This window comes from Stagnihabitans tardus (assembly GCF_009925085.1).
GTDB classification, from domain to species: Bacteria; Pseudomonadota; Alphaproteobacteria; order Rhodobacterales; family Rhodobacteraceae; genus Stagnihabitans; species Stagnihabitans tardus.
The window spans coordinates 1-15,196 of record NZ_JAABNR010000045.1 but is presented as its reverse complement, the minus strand read 5'-3'; the positions used below and the strand labels follow the sequence as shown (position 1 = coordinate 15,196).

General features: G+C 63.0%; 16 protein-coding genes and 1 pseudogene. 8 read left to right on the top strand and 9 right to left on the bottom strand.

From position 1 onward, the window contains the following. Positions 1-228 precede the first annotated feature (228 nt). From GV832_RS20900 to GV832_RS20890, 3 genes are read left to right on the top strand one after another with little or no spacing between them, the layout of a single operon-like run. Positions 229-702, top strand: a complete 474-nt coding sequence (locus GV832_RS20900; RefSeq protein ID WP_164738210.1) for a plasmid mobilization protein — start codon at positions 229-231, stop codon at positions 700-702. Continuing rightward, on the top strand, positions 699-2,576 hold the full coding sequence (locus tag GV832_RS20895; protein ID WP_168776810.1) for a relaxase/mobilization nuclease domain-containing protein: 1,878 nt from the start codon (positions 699-701) through the stop codon (positions 2,574-2,576). Before GV832_RS20900 ends, GV832_RS20895 begins: the two co-directional genes overlap by 4 nt. 10 nt (positions 2,577-2,586) lie before the next feature. After that, entirely contained in the window at positions 2,587-4,431 is a 1,845-nt protein-coding gene (locus GV832_RS20890; RefSeq protein WP_168776809.1) for a type IV secretory system conjugative DNA transfer family protein, read from the top strand. A 316-nt stretch (positions 4,432-4,747) separates the two neighbouring features. Here the strand turns inward: GV832_RS20890 and GV832_RS20885 are convergent, their stop codons facing one another. Continuing rightward, complete coding sequence (locus tag GV832_RS20885) at positions 4,748-5,188, bottom strand: MerR family transcriptional regulator (protein WP_126976280.1); 441 nt, start codon at positions 5,186-5,188, stop codon at positions 4,748-4,750. Positions 5,189-5,260: 72 nt separating this feature from the next. Between GV832_RS20885 and GV832_RS20880 the strand changes: the two genes are divergently transcribed. Genes GV832_RS20880 through merA form a run of 5 tightly spaced genes read left to right on the top strand, consistent with a single transcriptional unit; the run spans position 5,261 to position 7,900 of the window. Next, positions 5,261-5,644 (top strand): mercuric transporter MerT family protein, encoded by a 384-nt coding sequence (locus GV832_RS20880; protein WP_126976279.1) that lies wholly within the window; start codon positions 5,261-5,263, stop codon positions 5,642-5,644. A gap of 17 nt (positions 5,645-5,661) precedes the next feature. Next, complete coding sequence (locus tag GV832_RS20875; protein WP_126976278.1) at positions 5,662-5,979, top strand: heavy-metal-associated domain-containing protein; 318 nt, start codon at positions 5,662-5,664, stop codon at positions 5,977-5,979. Positions 5,980-5,984: 5 nt separating this feature from the next. Beyond that, on the top strand, positions 5,985-6,233 hold the full coding sequence (locus tag GV832_RS20870; RefSeq protein WP_126976277.1) for a hypothetical protein: 249 nt from the start codon (positions 5,985-5,987) through the stop codon (positions 6,231-6,233). Next, a complete protein-coding gene (merF, locus tag GV832_RS20865) occupies positions 6,230-6,457 on the top strand; it encodes a mercury resistance system transport protein MerF (RefSeq protein ID WP_126976276.1) in 228 nt (75 codons plus the stop codon). The genes GV832_RS20870 and merF overlap by 4 nt, the downstream gene beginning before the upstream one ends. A gap of 12 nt (positions 6,458-6,469) precedes the next feature. After that, the gene (merA, locus tag GV832_RS20860; RefSeq protein ID WP_126976275.1) at positions 6,470-7,900 is read left to right on the top strand and encodes a mercury(II) reductase; all 1,431 of its coding nucleotides are present in this window, start codon (positions 6,470-6,472) and stop codon (positions 7,898-7,900) included. 281 nt (positions 7,901-8,181) lie between these two features. Here merA and GV832_RS20855 read toward each other — a convergent pair whose 3' ends face one another. From GV832_RS20855 to GV832_RS20825, 8 genes and pseudogenes are all read right to left on the bottom strand, one after another. Beyond that, positions 8,182-9,156: an ATPase, T2SS/T4P/T4SS family gene (locus GV832_RS20855; RefSeq protein WP_126976274.1), complete on the bottom strand. Its 975-nt coding sequence runs from the start codon at positions 9,154-9,156 to the stop codon at positions 8,182-8,184. Next, the gene (locus tag GV832_RS20850) at positions 9,156-10,478 is read right to left on the bottom strand and encodes a TrbI/VirB10 family protein (protein WP_168776808.1); all 1,323 of its coding nucleotides are present in this window, start codon (positions 10,476-10,478) and stop codon (positions 9,156-9,158) included. The genes GV832_RS20855 and GV832_RS20850 overlap by 1 nt, the downstream gene beginning before the upstream one ends. A gap of 1 nt (position 10,479) precedes the next feature. Continuing rightward, complete coding sequence (locus tag GV832_RS20845; protein WP_168776807.1) at positions 10,480-11,229, bottom strand: TrbG/VirB9 family P-type conjugative transfer protein; 750 nt, start codon at positions 11,227-11,229, stop codon at positions 10,480-10,482. Further along, positions 11,226-11,885 (bottom strand): VirB8 family type IV secretion system protein, encoded by a 660-nt coding sequence (locus GV832_RS20840; RefSeq protein ID WP_168776806.1) that lies wholly within the window; start codon positions 11,883-11,885, stop codon positions 11,226-11,228. The genes GV832_RS20845 and GV832_RS20840 overlap by 4 nt, the downstream gene beginning before the upstream one ends. Positions 11,886-11,917: 32 nt before the next feature. Continuing rightward, entirely contained in the window at positions 11,918-12,937 is a 1,020-nt protein-coding gene (locus GV832_RS20835) for a TrbL/VirB6 family protein (protein ID WP_168776805.1), read from the bottom strand. A 3-nt stretch (positions 12,938-12,940) separates the two neighbouring features. After that, positions 12,941-13,447 (bottom strand): hypothetical protein, encoded by a 507-nt coding sequence (locus GV832_RS22205; RefSeq protein WP_227754594.1) that lies wholly within the window; start codon positions 13,445-13,447, stop codon positions 12,941-12,943. A 118-nt stretch (positions 13,448-13,565) separates the two neighbouring features. After that, positions 13,566-14,165, bottom strand: a pseudogene (locus tag GV832_RS22605) (type IV secretion system protein); the annotation flags it as partial. An 83-nt stretch (positions 14,166-14,248) separates the two neighbouring features. Further along, the coding region (locus tag GV832_RS20825) for a lytic transglycosylase domain-containing protein (RefSeq protein ID WP_168776803.1) at positions 14,249-15,196 on the bottom strand (948 nt) is incomplete at its 5' end.

The window sequence follows — 15,196 nt, the reverse complement described above, 5'->3', positions numbered from 1 at the left end:
GAGTCCTCACCGGCTGTCCGGTTTCCGCACGCGGGCTCCTCTTCAGAGGAGCGGAAACCGGCCGGTGAGGACGGTTGGCAGGAACGGTGGTGTGTGGTACATGATGCGCAATGACTGCAAAACACATTTAATGATGCAATGCCACGCTCACGCCTGACCTCAACTGAGACTGCAGCCATCACGGCGCGGCTCCTCGCTGGCGAGAGCGTCGCGGCCGTGGCGAGGTCGATGGGCCGTTCCCGCCAGGCGCTGTCACGGATCAAGGGCAGCCTTGATCGGAAGGAGGTGCGGCGGCTTTCGGTAAAGTTGAACATCCGCATCACGGAAGACGAGCATGCAGCCTTTCAGGCGGTTGCCGAAGCAAACGGTCTGACGGTTTCCGAGGCAGTCAGGCATCTGGTCAGACAGGCAAGCGATCGTCTGGCCATCCAGGCAGACGAGCTTGATGCCATCGCTGCAGCCAGGCGGGAATTGTCCGCTGTCGGCAACAACCTCAACCAGATCGCCCGACTGGGGGCGGTCGGTCGTCTGACCTGGAATGCCCGTGATGCCGCCCTGGTGCGCAAGGTCGGAGCGCGGGTCGATGACCTTGTCGAAGAGGTGGTCCACCTCCTCTCGGCGCTGAGGGCCAAGCAGGGACTTGGTGATCAAACCTCTCCTTTCGTTCTTGCCACTGATACTTCTGCCGAGGCGCCGAAATGACCCGGTCGCCTTCCGTCGAGGATCTGGTTCTCGGTCATGTTCTCGACGACCGTCGTCGTGGGCGGGGTGGTGGCGACGGCTCATCGTCCCGTCTCGGCACGCGCAAGGAACGCCAGACCCGGGCGCTTCTGCGAAACGCTGGTGGGCCCCGTGGCTGGCAGTCGGTCGTCAAACGCATCGCCGGCGGCAGCGCCCGCACCCCACAGGAGCTGAAGCGCCTTCTCGACTATGTGGCCCGGGAAGAGGGGGTGCAGAGCACTTGGTGCAACCTGGCGGGCTATGAGCGTGATTTCGATCCTGCCCGAACGGAGCGGACGGCCGATATCTGGTCTTCGACCTGGACAGGTGCGCCGCGTCGGGGGCATGCCGATCACATCGTCCTGAGTTTTCCGCGGGGGGTGGACGCCGAACGTGCTGAGGTCATCGCCCGGGAATGGGGGCAAGCTGTGTTCGGGTCCGGTGAGTATGGGGATGTCTGGCGATACGTTGCTGCCCTGCACAAGGACACTGACCATCTGCATGCGCATTTCGTGGTCGATAAGCATGGCATCGAGGAAGGCCGATTCCTATCGATCTGTCGTCATGCCGCGCTGAACTTCGATGTGATGCGCGAGCTTCACGCCGAGATCAGTCAGTCGCATGGGCTGAACATCCTCGCCTCGTCGCGCCTTTCCCGCGGCATTGTCGAGAACCCGCCGCGCCAATCCGAGCTGCGTGCATCGCGAGAGGGCGGGAAGGCCACGCCACCTCCCCCGCCGCCGCTGTCTGACGGGGAGCGGAGCCGACGGCTCGCCGCGATGCAGGGCTTCGCCCGTGAATACAAGACCCTTGGCGACCTCGCCGACCTTGCCGCCGCAACCGGCACCGAGGCAAGTGCCGCTTCCTACCTTTCCCGGCTGGCCCGGGCGCTTGGCGCGTCTGCCGCCGCTCTCAGACAAGGAGTTCCCCTGATGCCCGATCACTCGCTTCATGCCGAAGGCGACCCCGCCACACGGGTTGAGGCAGCGCGCAACGAGATGATCGCTTCGGCCACAGAGGCCTGGGAGGCAATTCGCGCCATGGAACCCTCTGCCGAGCGGGTCGACCTGGAGCGCAGCTTTGCCGAGCAGGCCCGCGCCTCGCTGAAACTCGCACCCGACAGCATCCTCCTCGCAGAGCATGCCCAAGTTGCCGACCGGAACACCGATCCCTATCACAACCCGACCCTCGCCTCACTTGAGCGGTTGGACCAAGGCCAGACCGAGGGGGTTTCCCTCGACGAAGGTCTTCGCGCGACCCTTGCACATGTTCGCGACGAGATCGGCGAACGGCTGACGGCGCTGTTCTCGATCCGGGAAGATGAGCTTCGCATAGCCGGCACGTCCGTCGAGGAAATGGTCGCCCGCTTCAGTTTGGCCGAGCGCAGTGAGGGCCAGCGGGCGAGCTGGATTACTGAGCAGCCGAACACAATGCAAAAGGTGTTCTGGATGGAAACGGAGCGCGCTTTGGGACAGGAGGTTCAGGCGGAAGTCGCGGCTTTCAACCTAGCGCCGGAGTTGACCGAGGCCATTGCGCGCGACCAGTTGCTCACCGTCGATCGCCATATGAGGCTCTCTGATGTGCCCGCGCTGGAAGCCATCGTCGACCGCCTGCACGACACCCTGAAACCCGAGGATCTCGACCGCGTCCGGTCCGGCGACCTCGCCCCGCTCAACGAGCAGGTCCGAGATCCAGCACTCCGGGCGGCCGTCGCGCATGAACTGAAGAACGAAGGAGACCTCGGTCAATCGGGCGAGGTCGGACCCTGGGCAGATCTGGCACGTGCACAGAATCGCGCCGCCGAGCTGGGGCAGCGCGACCGCGCCGTCGAACGCGACACCGGCCACGAACTCTGAGGACAGACCCATGCTTTCGAATCTCGACACCGCCTGGCGGTATCCGCTGGCGCTGCTCCTTGGACTGCTGACGGGTCTCTACATCGGCGGCATGCTGGCGACGATCTATGTGATCACAGCCTTCCGGGAGAGCCTCGATACGCTTAGCCCAACAGGCCCCTGGTTCTTGCGCTACGAATGGGCCGACCTCGCCGCGCGGCCTTCAGTCCTGCAGGGCGCATTGATCATCACCGGTGCTGTGACGGTCGCGCTGACGCTCGTCGGATTAGCTGGGGTACATCGCGGCCGCCTCAACCAGTATGACGACGCGCATTTCCAGTCGCGTCGCGAGTTGAAGCGAAACCACATGGTCGGAACCCTCGATCAGAACGGTTTCATCTTCGGCAAGCTCGGCCTTCCGAAGTCCGACGCGCCCTTCGTGATGGCGCCGCCAGACCGCTTCCCGCATGCGATGATGATCGCCCCCACGGGCCGGGGGAAAGGAGTCGGCTTCGTCATCCCGAACCTCCTCCATTTCTCAGGCTCGGCGATCATCCTCGACGTGAAAGGTGAGAACTTCGCCAAGACCTCCATCCACCGCAAGCATGGGCTGAAGAACGGCATTTGGTACTTCTCGCCCTTCGATGAGGACCGGAGCTCGCACCGGTTCAACCCGCTTGCCCGGATCGCCGCCCTGCCCTCCGCTGAGCGTCAGTACACCGCGCTGAACTCGATGGCCGACCTCTTCCTCATCCCGGAAGGCGAAAGCGCCCAGAGCTTCTTCAATGCCGGCAAGCGGCTCTTCATCGCCTCGTGCCTCTACGCCATCGAACAGCGCCGCCCGACTTTGGGCTTTGCCGGTGAGATCATGGCCGGGGGTGGCGACAAGAAGAAGAGCTATACGGCCATTGCCGAGACCACGAACATCCCGATCATCTCCCGCACCTTCCTAGAGATGGCCGACGTCCCGGAGAAGACCCTCGGCGCCTATGTGTCCGTCATCCAAGGCTCCGGTCTCGAGCTTTGGAACGACCCCGCGGTCGACCGCGTGACCTCCGCCAGCGACTTCGACTTCTCGACCTTCCGCCGCGATCCCCAAAGCCTCTACATCGTCGTCCAGCCCGAGCACCTGAAAACTCTCGCCCCCCTCGTCCGTCTGCTCTTCGCGGATGCCATCGCCTCCCTCCAGCGCCGTGAGCCTGGTCAGGACGAACCCCATGCGGTCATGTTCCTGATGGACGAATTCGACCAGCTGGGCCGACAGCCCCTTGTTCTTTCTTCTATCAAGACCATACGCAGCTTCGGCGGGCGCTTCTTCATCATCTCCCAGACCATTCCCGGCCTAGATGACATCTATGGCGAAACCGGGCGGCGCTCTCTGCAAGGTGGGGCCGGGGTGCAGATCTACATGACGCCACAAGATGATCGGACCGCCGAGGTGCTCTCGAATGCCTTGGGGCGCTCCACCATAACGGCAGTGACCGAGAGCCAGTCGCGGGTTCGCGCCCTGGAGGACAGTGCCAATGTCAGCAGGCGGTCGGAAGAGCGGCCGTTGATTTCGGCAAACGAAGTGCTGCGGTTTCCGCTGAATCAGGTGCTGGTGCTGCCCGAGGGGCAGTATCCGATCCGGGCGCGGCACATCCGGTACTTCGAGGATCGGCACTTTGCCCCGATTGATCGAGCGCGGAAAGGTAAGGGATTGCCGAGTATACCGGGAAGCGGAGCGGTTGGCAGGCAAATCGCCGTTGGAAAACTGTCGGGGTTGGCTGCGTCCGCCGGACAGGCAGATGCCGAGGTCTTCGGGGAGGCGGCGCGGGTGTTTCGGGCAATTGCGGAGAGCGCCAAGCACACACGGAAAGTGCCGACTCGGGTCTAACCGATGCTTGGTCGCTGAACCTCACCTCATGCTCCTACAGGCAAACTTCGGCCTATTTCGGTCCGCCGACCCTGTTTACGTGCTTCTATCGGAATTCCCCTAACCAGTCATTCTTTCCTGCCGCAGCAATTCCTAGTCGAACCAAAAGCGACGGTGTGGTGAGCGGGAGTTCTTCGCCACATGGCGCGGGCATCACCTAGCCGGACCAAGAAGATCCGCAGCGGCACGTCTATGCAGACCTGCCGTTGCAAAGTGATCTTCGCGAAGGGATCTTTGAACAAAGCTTCGGCATCTCTGTCCCCAACCGAAACGGCCGCTAATGTCGGAGAATATCCAGCACCGGGCATTCGGGACGATCCCCGCCGCTGCAAAGCGCGGCGGTGCGGGACAGGAGAGCTTCGATCCTTTGCAGGTCGGCGATCTTTGCCCTGACATCCGTCAGATGTGCCTCGGTTTTTTCTTTGACCTCGGCGCAGGACTGCAGCGCGCCATCGCCAAGGCCAAGCAATCCGCGAATGTCGTCTAGCGAAAACCCCAGCTCGCGGGCGCGCATGACGAAGCGCAGGCGCTGCACATCCGTGGCCTCATAGGTCCGATGACCTGCATCCGTCCGGGCGGGTGGTGGCAGGATGCCCGCCGTCTCGTAATAGCGGATCGTCTCCAGATTGCAGCCGGTCGCGCGGGCCAGATCGGCCCGGCGCAATACCCCTGCCTTGAGGCTTTCTTTGCGGGTCGCAGCTTCGTGAACGACAGTCATGGTGATTTCCCTTGCACCTGTAGTCACTACAGACCGTAGGCAGGTTGCAACGGGATGACAAGGAACCCTGCGATGAGTGACATTCACGATGCCGAAACCGCGCCGCGAAGCGCCGATCACAAGGGCCTGTTTGCCACACTTGGGCTGGCGGGGGCGTTTCTGGCCTCGGCCTGCTGCATCGTGCCGCTGGTGCTGGTGACGCTGGGAATATCCGGTGCATGGATCGGAAATCTGACAGCCCTTGAACCCTACAAGCCGCTGACCTCGGGCATCGCCATTGTCTTTATCGGGCTGGGGTTCTGGCACGTTTATTTTCGGACAAAACCCGTATGCGTGGAGGGGTCGTACTGCGCCCGCCCGCAATCGTCGCGCCTCACCAAAACGGTGCTTTGGGCGGCAACAGTGCTGGTCCTGCTGTCCGTGACGCTCAACTGGTGGGCACCTCTGCTTTACTGAAACCAAAAGGAAACCTTATGAAACGTTTTGCAATTCTGGCTCTCGGCGCGGCGATGCTCGGCCTGCCCGCCACAGCGTCATTCGTCTTCGCCCAATCGGCTCCGGCGACCGCATCCACACTGACCGAGGTCACTTTCGATGTGCCGGACATGACTTGCGGACTCTGCCCGGTGACGGTCAAGGCCGCGATGAGCGGGGTCGAAGGGGTGCAATCGGTCGAGGTGGACTTTGACAGCCGCAGCGCGATGGTGATCTTCGATCCGGCCCTGACCAATGCGGCAACGATTGCGGAAGCCTCGGCACAGGCGGGCTATCCGGCCAATGTGAAGGGCTAAAGCCAATGCGCGACGACATTCAGGGCGGGGTGTTGGCGACGCTGATCGCCGCCCCGCTGGTGGTTGTCTGTTGCGGTGGTGGCGGCATCGCCCTGGCCGCGATCATCGGTGCGGTTGGCGGATGGATCAGCGGCGCTGGCGGCCTGGTAGCAGTCATGATGGCAGCCGTTGCGGCACTGACTTGGCGCAGCCGTCGGCGCGCGCAGTTGGGAAGCTGCGAGCCGGGCGTTTCGGAAAGGCAGCACGGGCCATGAGCGGCGATCCATCCGAACGCCGTCTACTGATCACCGGCATTGTCGGCACCGTCATCGCCGCGCTGTGCTGCTTCACGCCGGTTCTGGCCGTGCTCCTCGGTTTTGTCGGCCTGTCAGCCCTGCTGGGTTGGCTTGATGTCGTGCTCTTGCCTGCCCTCGCCGTCTTCATCGGCCTTACGATTTATGCCCTCTGGCGACGCCAGCGGAACGCCAGAAACTCCTAAAGGAATACAATCATGAACGATTGCTGCACCATTCCCCGTCCAGACCAAAATTCTTTCGACATGGCTGTAATCGGGGCGGGATCGGCGGGGTTTTCCGCCTCGATCACGGCGGCCGGGGCGGGCAAGCGTGTAGCGCTGATCGGACACGGGCTGATCGGCGGCACCTGTGTGAACGTGGGCTGCGTGCCGTCAAAGGCCTTGATCCGTGCGGCGGAAGCGATCCACGGCGCGAAGGCGGCGAAACGGTTTCCGGGACTATCCGGGGCTGCACAGGTCGATGATTGGGCGGCGCTGATGGCCGGGAAGGACGCCTTGGTTTCTAGTCTGCGTCAAAAGAAATATGCCGATCTGCTGCCCGGCTATGAGGGGATTACCTACATTGACGAAGGGGCGGCCCGGCTTGTCCCCGGTGGCGTGCAGGTCGGCGCGCGCCTGATCCGTGCGCCCAAAGTCATCATAGCCACGGGTGGCCGCCCCGCCCTGCCGCCCATTCCGGGAATCAGGCAAGTGCCCACGCTGGACAGCACGTCCCTTCTTGCGCTGGAAACGCTGCCGGAAAGCCTAGTCTTCCTTGGCGGTGGCTATATCGGTGCGGAACTGGCACAGATGATGGCGCGGATGGGCGTCAAGGTTACCATGGTCTGCCGCTCGCGCCTTCTGCCGCAGGCCGAACCCGAAGTGTCGGAAGCTCTGACAGAGGTGTTCCGGGGCGAAGGCATCACAATGCACTGCGGCGTGACCTATGATACTTGCAATCGGGATGGCAAGCGCGCCGTGCTGTGCATCGAAGAACGCGGCAAGCGACTGGAACTGACAGCAGATCATCTGGTGCTGACCACCGGACGCAGCCCCAATACCGAAGGCCTGGGGCTTTCCGAAATGGGGATCGAGACCGACCGGCGAGGGGCAATCGTGGTGGGCGACGACATGCAGACCACCCGCCCCGGCATTTATGCCGCAGGGGATGTGACCAACCGTGACCAGTTTGTCTATATGGCCGCCTATGGAGCAAAGCTGGCCGCAAGGAATGCCATGGGCGGTGCAGAGTGCTATGACAATAGAGCGATGCCTTGGGTGGTGTTCACTGATCCGCAGGTGGCGGGCGTAGGGTTGACTGTGGAACAGGCCGTTGCAGCCGGCTATGACGTGAAAACCAGCGTTCTGACGCTCGACAACGTGCCTCGAGCGCTCGCGGCCCGTGACACGCGCGGTGTCATCAAACTGGTGGCGGATGCAAAGACCGATAGACTTTTGGGCGGTGTGATCGCCGCGCCTGAAGGTTCCGACAGCGCCCAGACGCTGGCCATGGCCCTGAAGTTCGGGATGACCACCAAGGCACTCGGGGAGACCATTTTCCCTTATCTGACCACGGTCGAAGGCCTGAGGCTCGCGGCTCAGACCTTCGATAAGGACGTGGCGATGCTTTCGTGCTGTGCGGGATGAAGCCGTGCCCGCCGCCCGTGAGGTGGCGGACATTGCAGCCGACAGCTCCCAGCCCAGATCCCGGCCCAGTTCGCGCTGCCTTTCCAATTCAAGCTGACGCCGCCGCTTGCGCTCTTCGTCGAACTCATGCTGCTGCTTTTGACGCGGTTTTAACGTGCTGCGCCCAGCGGCTTGATTGAAGCGGTCGCAGATCGCCTCTGCCTCGTGGGCATCTGCTATTGTTGCATGTTGCAACTGAAACGCCTCACCTGCATCAGGCCGCTTACCGCCCTTCGCGACCCTCACAGGCACAGTATCTCCGCCACCCCACGCCGCCCAGCCTGCCGCGAAAGTTGCACCACCAGATCCACACTTCCCTCGCAGTACCGCTTCACCTCCTCGAACCCCATGCCCAGCCCGGCGGCCATGACCATGATCGCCAACCGATCTATGGCTTTCCGGGCGGTGTCGGCATGGATGGTTGTGAACGAACCACCGTGCCCGGTGTTGATCGCTTCCAGGAAGGTCCGGCTTTCCTCACCCCGCAACTCACCAAGAATGATCCGGTCTGGACGCATCCGAAGCGAGGCTTCCAGTAGCCGCGCAGGCGTCCGTTCGCCTTGGGCACTGCGATCAGCCTTAAGCGATACCGCGTTCTCCTGACGGGGGAACAGCTCATAGGCATCCTCGATGGTCAGGATCCTCTCGCCCGGGTCCACCATCGACAACAAAGACCGAGCAAATGTCGTCTTGCCGGTCGAGGTGCCGCCAGAGATCAGGATGTTCATGCGCTCCTCGACGCAAAGCCGCATGGCCTCGACGACCTGCCCCGCCTCAGCAAGCTTCATTGCCTCCCCTGCCCTTGCCCGACGCTTGGCGTCGAGATCGACAAGACCACCGTGTAGGAGGCGCGGCTCGATCAGCTGATCGGCCGAAACCTTGAATGGCCGGAACGTGATGGCCATCCCGCCTTCCACTATGGGCGGCGCCACAACCTGCGCCCGGATCGCCATATCGCCCAAGACGATCTTTCCCGAAACGGTCGGCTTCTTGTCGGAGAACTGCACACCAACGGCAGAAGCTATTGCCTGCCCAAGGTTGTTAGACAGGACCCGATCGATGGACAGATGCGAGACCCGCTCCATGTGGGTTGCACCCTTTCGCTCGATCCAGACTTTTCCATCCGGGTTGATCGCCACCTCGACCAGATCGTCCCGTAAGAACAGCGGCGCAATTGGCGTCAGGTAGGACCCGAGGAAGCTCGGCCGATCATCCATCACCAGATTTCCAAGTCGCGATCGACCATGACCGTGATTGCGGCTCCGGGGGCGACGGTGATGATCTGCGGCAGGCTCGTATAGGCCTCGACCGCTGAGCCCGTGGCAGCGCTCAGGTCCTCGCCCATGCTCTCGGCCGTGTCGGAACTGATCTCGTCAGTGTATTTCGCGGCGGCAACGGCTGGGGCGGCCCCGAGAAGAGAGATCAGCGCAGCCGACCCGAACCGTGCGCCGAAGCGCGTGTTGACCTTGCCGGTGATGCCGGAACGACCTTGGGCGTCGCCACCGAAGGCCTCCATCTGCACGGATTGCCCATCCGGGGTGACGAGCCGCGTCCAGGCGACAAGAATGCGACCTTGGCCGATGGCCACGTCCGAAGAATAATCGCCGAAGAGGCGCGCGCCGGCGGGGATCAGGATCTGGGCCTGATCGAAGGACCAAACCGGTCGGGTCACGATCGCTGTGATCTGGCCAGGCAAGCTCGAGTCGACCGCATTCTCCAGGGTCGCTTCGATCATCGTACCCTGAAGGACGGTGTTCGAAGGATTCGCGATCACCTGGCTCACTTCCGTGGTGGTGGCTTCGCGCCCCGACTGTACGAAATCCCGACCTGTCGCATCTCGACCCTCGGCTGGGGCCTCGGGCATCCCCATACGGGCATCCCCTGCCCCACCCTTTTGACCATCGTCGAAGACGACCGAAGGTGACGCCACGCGGGCCGCGAGCTGCGCCTCGCGCTCGGCACGCTTGGCCGCCAACTCAGCCTCTCGTTGGGCTTCCGCGGCACCCGCAGTGTCGGCGCTTGCCTTCAGGACGGCGATCTCCTGATCGAACTGCCGTCGCATGTCTTCCATCAGAGCAATGTTCTGCGACTGTGCCTCTTCTAGGGCGAGCGCCAGTTCCTTGGCTGTCTGGTCCTTCTCGGCATCGGCCCTGTCGGCAAGATCACCCAACTCGCGCTGCAGCCGTTCAACCTCGGACTGGAGTGTGGCGTTCCGCGCTTCGAGGTCTTCGCGCTGTGAGGCCAGTTCCCCTTCGATGTCTGAGAACCCATCACCTGAGGGCTTAGCTTCCGGTCCCGGCTCAATCGCTCCGAAGGGCGAGCCGCCCGCCTGATCCTGGAATTCCTCGACGGCTGAGGTTTCCACATCGGGGATTGTGCGGCTGGAAGGCCAGACCGTCCAGAGCGCGGCAAGGCTGGCTCCGGCCAAGAGTGCGCCCATGCCAAGTCGCTGCTGCCGGGTCATTTTCGGCTTGGGTCGCTCGACCTTGTAGTCCGGCTCGGCGCCCTTCTGCGGATCGGTCATCTCAGGATCAGCCATGTCAGAACTCCCAACCCTGAAGCTTGGCGAGCAGGGCCGGATCGGTGGTCATGCCCCCTTCCACCCGCTCGATGCACAGAACCTGCGTCCCGATCCGGATCGAATAGGCGGAGCGCAGGCCCGAGACGCGGACGATGCTGCCGTGCGTGCCGGAGTTCAGCGTCACTTCGCGGCCCGTAGCATCCACACCGAAGATCGACGGCCGGAGGCCTGGCGCGAAGGCGAAGTACGTCGCTTGCCCATCGTTCCAGATATGGACAGGTTTCAGGGTCTCATCGCCCGACCAAGCATAGCCGATGTCGCGCGAACCTGCGGCCACCGTGCTGCGGGCGGTCCGGCTTGTGCCCGTCTCAGGATAGCGCAGGACGAGCCGATAGGTCGGGTTACGAGACCTGCCCTCGCTGATCGACAGCGAGATCGTGCGTCGCCCAGTATAGACTGTCATGTTGGTCTCGGCCCCGGCTATCAGGGGTTTCACGGAAACCGTGGTCCGGTTCGAGAGCACCTCGACCTCGAAGGCCTCGCTGTCGCCGAGTAGGACGGAATCGATCCGCTCGCCGGCACCGAGTTCGATGGCGGTGTTCACGCGGAGATGCGTGTCGAGCCGGATGACATCGACGGGGTTGTAGAGAACCGACCGGACGCGGGCATCGGCGCCCATCGACGCGGGCGCGATTTCAGCAGAGGAGATACTCGCGAGGCCGAGGGCGCAGGCGAAGGCAAGTCCCGGAAGGAGAAAAGAACGGGTCATGGATTGGTCTCCAGGGTTTCGGCATCGACGCGGTAGGCCGAGACGGTGAAGCCGAGCGGGTTTTCCCAGACATGGGCGAGGGAGCGTTCCGTCTTCGGCTCGAAGGCGAACTCGACCGTGGCGACGAAGGGCTGGGTCACAGGCTCCTGCTTCGTCTTGCGCAGGGTTTTGAGGAAACGGATCTGGGCGACGTTTGGCGAAAGGAACGTGATCCGGCGCACGGTCACCGTGACTTCCGCTCCAGGGCCATAGACGTCGGGCGGATAGGCTGTGTTGCCGCCGCCCTTCGACCAGAGAAGTCGCAGGCTTTCCTCAGCGCTCCCCGTCGAGCGGCGCTGGACACTTTCAAGCCGGGCTTGGATGCCGGCCAGGAAATAGCCTTCGCGGTCGGAGACGTAAGCCACGAGGAGGCTTTGCTTCAGCGCTTCCTGGTCCTCGATCCCGGTCGGGGCGACCTGCAGGATGTTTTCGGCGTCACCGGTCTGGCGATCAACGAGGACGGTGAAGACCTGTGTTTCCCGCAAGGGCAGGACGAGGACCAGCGCGGTTGCAAGGATCAGGCTCAGCCCGCCTGCGGCACTCGCGACGATCCAGGCACGCCGGGCCGAGAGGCGGGGCTCCAGAACGAGATCGACATCAAATCCATGCGCCTCCATGGGCGGTCCTCCACTTCTCGAATTCTGGGGCTTCAGCTCTTGTCCGGCGTCCGGCTGGCGAGCCGCATCGCCGTCTGCACGGCGGACCTGCCGATCTGTCCGGCGGTATTGCCGTTCAGACGTGCGTCCGATGGTCGGCGGCCGCCCGCATCCAATCCAGCCGCTCCCCGCCCTGCGCCGATCCCGGACGCGATGCCAGTTCGTCCGTAACCCTTGACGCTGTCGGCGGTACGGAAGGTCGAGGCTGCGACGCTGCCGAGACCGGTCGCGGTCGACGCGAGCGACTGCGCGATCGTCGGCACCATGGCCATGAGGCCGGTGCCGAGCATCATGACGACCACGAAGCTCAGCACGTCGCCGATGGTTTCCACCGAGGCGAGGGAGGCGGGTGTCAGGTCGCGGGCGATTGCGATGGTGAACGCCGCCATGCCCGAGGTGAGCATCGGGTAGAAAGCAAAGCCGAGGGCGAGGTTCACCCATCGGTCGAAAAGTGGGGCTGTCACCTTGAAGAGCGTGCAGGCAATAGCGATGGGTGCGAAGATCACGAGGACGCCGATCATGATCTTCGCGGCCGAGATCACGATGATCGACACCGTCGCCATGAGGGCGGCGACAAGAAACATCAGCAAGCCCGCGAGGGCGCCTGTGATATAGCTGCCGTTCTGGCTGATCGCCTGCCCGACATCGAGAGCCTGAAGGTAGAGCGAGTCGAGCCCCTCGTAGAGATTTCCCGCTCCACCGCCAAATGCCTCGAGGACGACAGCCCCGATCTCACTCGGGGCATTGGTCAGGACACCATAGACCGAATTGAAGTTGGTCCAGGATGACAGGAATGCCGAGGCAACCGCGATCCGAACCATCAGGCCGAGCCCGTTGCGCAGGGTCATTGGCACGGCTTGTGCCATCAGGTTGATTCCAACCAGGGCCACCACCAAAACCGATCCGACCCGAAACACAGGTACGATCTCGGCCGCCACGGCGTCGAACGCCGTGGCGCCAACCGCGGTTGCGGCAGCATCGACCTGGGTCAGGATGTCGGCAATGATGGCCATTGATCACATGGACCGGCAGACGGTCTCGAGGTCGCGATAGCGCGCCTCGGTCTCGCGTTGTTGCTGCGTGAGGTAACTCTCAAACTCGGCACGATCGTCGTTGACGAGGTCTGCGCCCGGCTTACTCAAGATCTCCGACGTGAAGTTGTCGAAGCTGAATCCGTCGAAGAGGCAGCCGCATGCCCCCGCCTTCAGAGCCTTGCTCTTCGCCGCAGTGATGTAGGCCTGTCGCGCGGCCCCCTTGAAGCGCCAGTCGCTGATCCCCTCGGGCAGGTCGATCACCTCTTCGCAGCGCGCCTTTTCTGCACCCGCAAAGATCCCGGTCCCTCGCCGCTGCATCTCGGTCAGGAGGTTGAGAGCAGCATCCGCATCCTGTGCGACCACCGCTTCCCGGGTTTCTTCGATCAACTGAAAATCGCTGAAAGTGGCGATGTCTTCTGCCGCAGCGAAGCTGGCAAGGCAGACGAGGGCAACAACCGCCACCACCTGATGAGATGCCCGCATCATCATTCGGCCCCGAGTAATCGAAGAAGCTCTTTTCCTTGGCCTGTTCGGCAGCCCAGTTCACGCCTGTTTGCCCGGCAGCGAGACCCGCAGCCGCGTTCAGCCGCCACATTTGGCCGAGCATGTAGTTGGTCTCGGCGGCCATTCGGGTGTTGAGGTCGATGCTTTCCTTCAGGCCCTCCTGATTGGCGATTTCGGCCACCAAACCGTCGATCCGGGCGAGGCTTTGGGCGGCTTCCTCGTAGGAGAGCTGCGCCACGCCCATGGCTGTGGCACTCGTAGCAGCGGTCGTCGCGATGAGCTTGTCCTGCGGATTGGTGGAGGAGGACAACCCAGCAAGGGTTTCCGAAGTCAGCCCGGCGCCTTCCAGCGTGTCGCGCATGTATTCGGCGGCCATCTTGTCGCCCATGGTCACGTCGCCATCGAGAAGGCTGTCCAGAAGCCCGTCGAAATCCCCGATGGTCAGCGCATCCTGAAAGCCGGAAAGATCGGTGATCTTCGCTGCCCGCGAGCGCAGGTCCTCAACCGAATTGTAGAGGCTTGCGATCTCGTTCAGGCCCGAGATCGATCCGAGAATGCCTTCGAGGTTGGTCAGCTGCTCGAGACCGGTCTCGACCTGCTTCTTCAACTCTTCGATCTGCGCGATCTGGTTTTCGGCATCGCGGAGTGCCGCCTGCAATTGCTCGATGTTCTTGGCAAGGTTGGTGCCGTCGATGACGGGCACGCCTTGGGCAAGAAGAGGTGATGCCAGAAGCGATGCACAGACGGCGAGCGCGAGACGCGCCCTCGTTCGAAGGACGAAAGGTCTCACGGAGTGTACTCCCAGAAGGTGGTGTATTGCAGGGATTGCGCGGCGTCCGAGAGTCCCCGGGCCGCCTCGACCTTGACGGCACCCGCGCGCAAACGAAGCGTCAGGGCCATGAGGCGCGCGCGCTCGGCGAGCATGTAGGTGTTCTGGTCGACCGCTTCTTTCGGGGTCTGGGGCTTTGCCTCTTCCAAGAACCCCTTGATCCGGGCCATCGCGGCCTCGATCTGCCCCGACTGCTGGCCGGAATAGCCGATGAAGGCCGCGGACATATTGCCCCATTCGGCACTTGCACCCTCCACCCCCGCCAGCGTGCCTGTCACGTCGGCACCGGTGATGACCGAGAGATAGGCGTCGTAGTAGCCCGAAATCCGGCGGACGTAGTTCTGGGTTTCCTCGAAGGGTGGGATGCCACCGTATTTCTGGACGTTGCCGGGCCCGGCATTATAGGCCGCAAGCGCGAAGTCGATCCGGCCAAAACTGTTCAATTGGGTCGCGAGATAGCGGGCGCCACCATCGAGGTTCTGCAGCGGATCGGTCGGATCGACACCGAGATCGGCGGCGGTGCCGGGCATCAACTGGCAAAAGCCCATGGCCCCGACCGGGCTGATCGCCGCGTTGGAAAACCCGCTTTCCTGCTTCACCAGCGACTGGAAAAGAATGCGCCAGGTCGTCGGAGTGAGCCCAACCTTCACGACGCCGGGATGCGTCTCATAGCGCGCCGCCGTCGCGATGATCATCGCCTCAACCGTCTCACCTTCCCCGAAGAGCCGCTGGCTTTCCGGGCTTGTCTCCTCAAGGGGATATACCTCGTCGGCAGGAGGGAAGGTTCCCGTCCCCATCTCGAAGCCGCTGAGGTCGGTCACGCCGGTCGTATCCGCGAGGAAACGCTCATAGGCGGCCAGCTGGTCGTCTTCGATCTCGCTGAGTTCCGTGCGCGTGGCGAGTTT

Excerpts from the sequence above, each read along its gene's own strand:
- GV832_RS20900 (WP_164738210.1), top strand. The coding sequence starts at position 229 with ATGGGCCGTTCCCGCCAGGCGCTGTCACGGATCAAGGGCAGCCTTGAT.
- GV832_RS20895 (WP_168776810.1), top strand. The coding sequence starts at position 699 with ATGACCCGGTCGCCTTCCGTCGAGGATCTGGTTCTCGGTCATGTTCTC.
- GV832_RS20890 (WP_168776809.1), top strand. The coding sequence starts at position 2,587 with ATGCTTTCGAATCTCGACACCGCCTGGCGGTATCCGCTGGCGCTGCTC.
- GV832_RS20885 (WP_126976280.1), bottom strand. The coding sequence starts at position 5,188 with ATGACTGTCGTTCACGAAGCTGCGACCCGCAAAGAAAGCCTCAAGGCA.
- GV832_RS20880 (WP_126976279.1), top strand. The coding sequence starts at position 5,261 with ATGAGTGACATTCACGATGCCGAAACCGCGCCGCGAAGCGCCGATCAC.
- GV832_RS20875 (WP_126976278.1), top strand. The coding sequence starts at position 5,662 with ATGAAACGTTTTGCAATTCTGGCTCTCGGCGCGGCGATGCTCGGCCTG.
- GV832_RS20870 (WP_126976277.1), top strand. The coding sequence starts at position 5,985 with ATGCGCGACGACATTCAGGGCGGGGTGTTGGCGACGCTGATCGCCGCC.
- merF (WP_126976276.1), top strand. The coding sequence starts at position 6,230 with ATGAGCGGCGATCCATCCGAACGCCGTCTACTGATCACCGGCATTGTC.
- merA (WP_126976275.1), top strand. The coding sequence starts at position 6,470 with ATGAACGATTGCTGCACCATTCCCCGTCCAGACCAAAATTCTTTCGAC.
- GV832_RS20855 (WP_126976274.1), bottom strand. The coding sequence starts at position 9,156 with ATGGATGATCGGCCGAGCTTCCTCGGGTCCTACCTGACGCCAATTGCG.
- GV832_RS20850 (WP_168776808.1), bottom strand. The coding sequence starts at position 10,478 with ATGGCTGATCCTGAGATGACCGATCCGCAGAAGGGCGCCGAGCCGGAC.
- GV832_RS20845 (WP_168776807.1), bottom strand. The coding sequence starts at position 11,229 with ATGACCCGTTCTTTTCTCCTTCCGGGACTTGCCTTCGCCTGCGCCCTC.
- GV832_RS20840 (WP_168776806.1), bottom strand. The coding sequence starts at position 11,885 with ATGGAGGCGCATGGATTTGATGTCGATCTCGTTCTGGAGCCCCGCCTC.
- GV832_RS20835 (WP_168776805.1), bottom strand. The coding sequence starts at position 12,937 with ATGGCCATCATTGCCGACATCCTGACCCAGGTCGATGCTGCCGCAACC.
- GV832_RS22205 (WP_227754594.1), bottom strand. The coding sequence starts at position 13,447 with ATGATGATGCGGGCATCTCATCAGGTGGTGGCGGTTGTTGCCCTCGTC.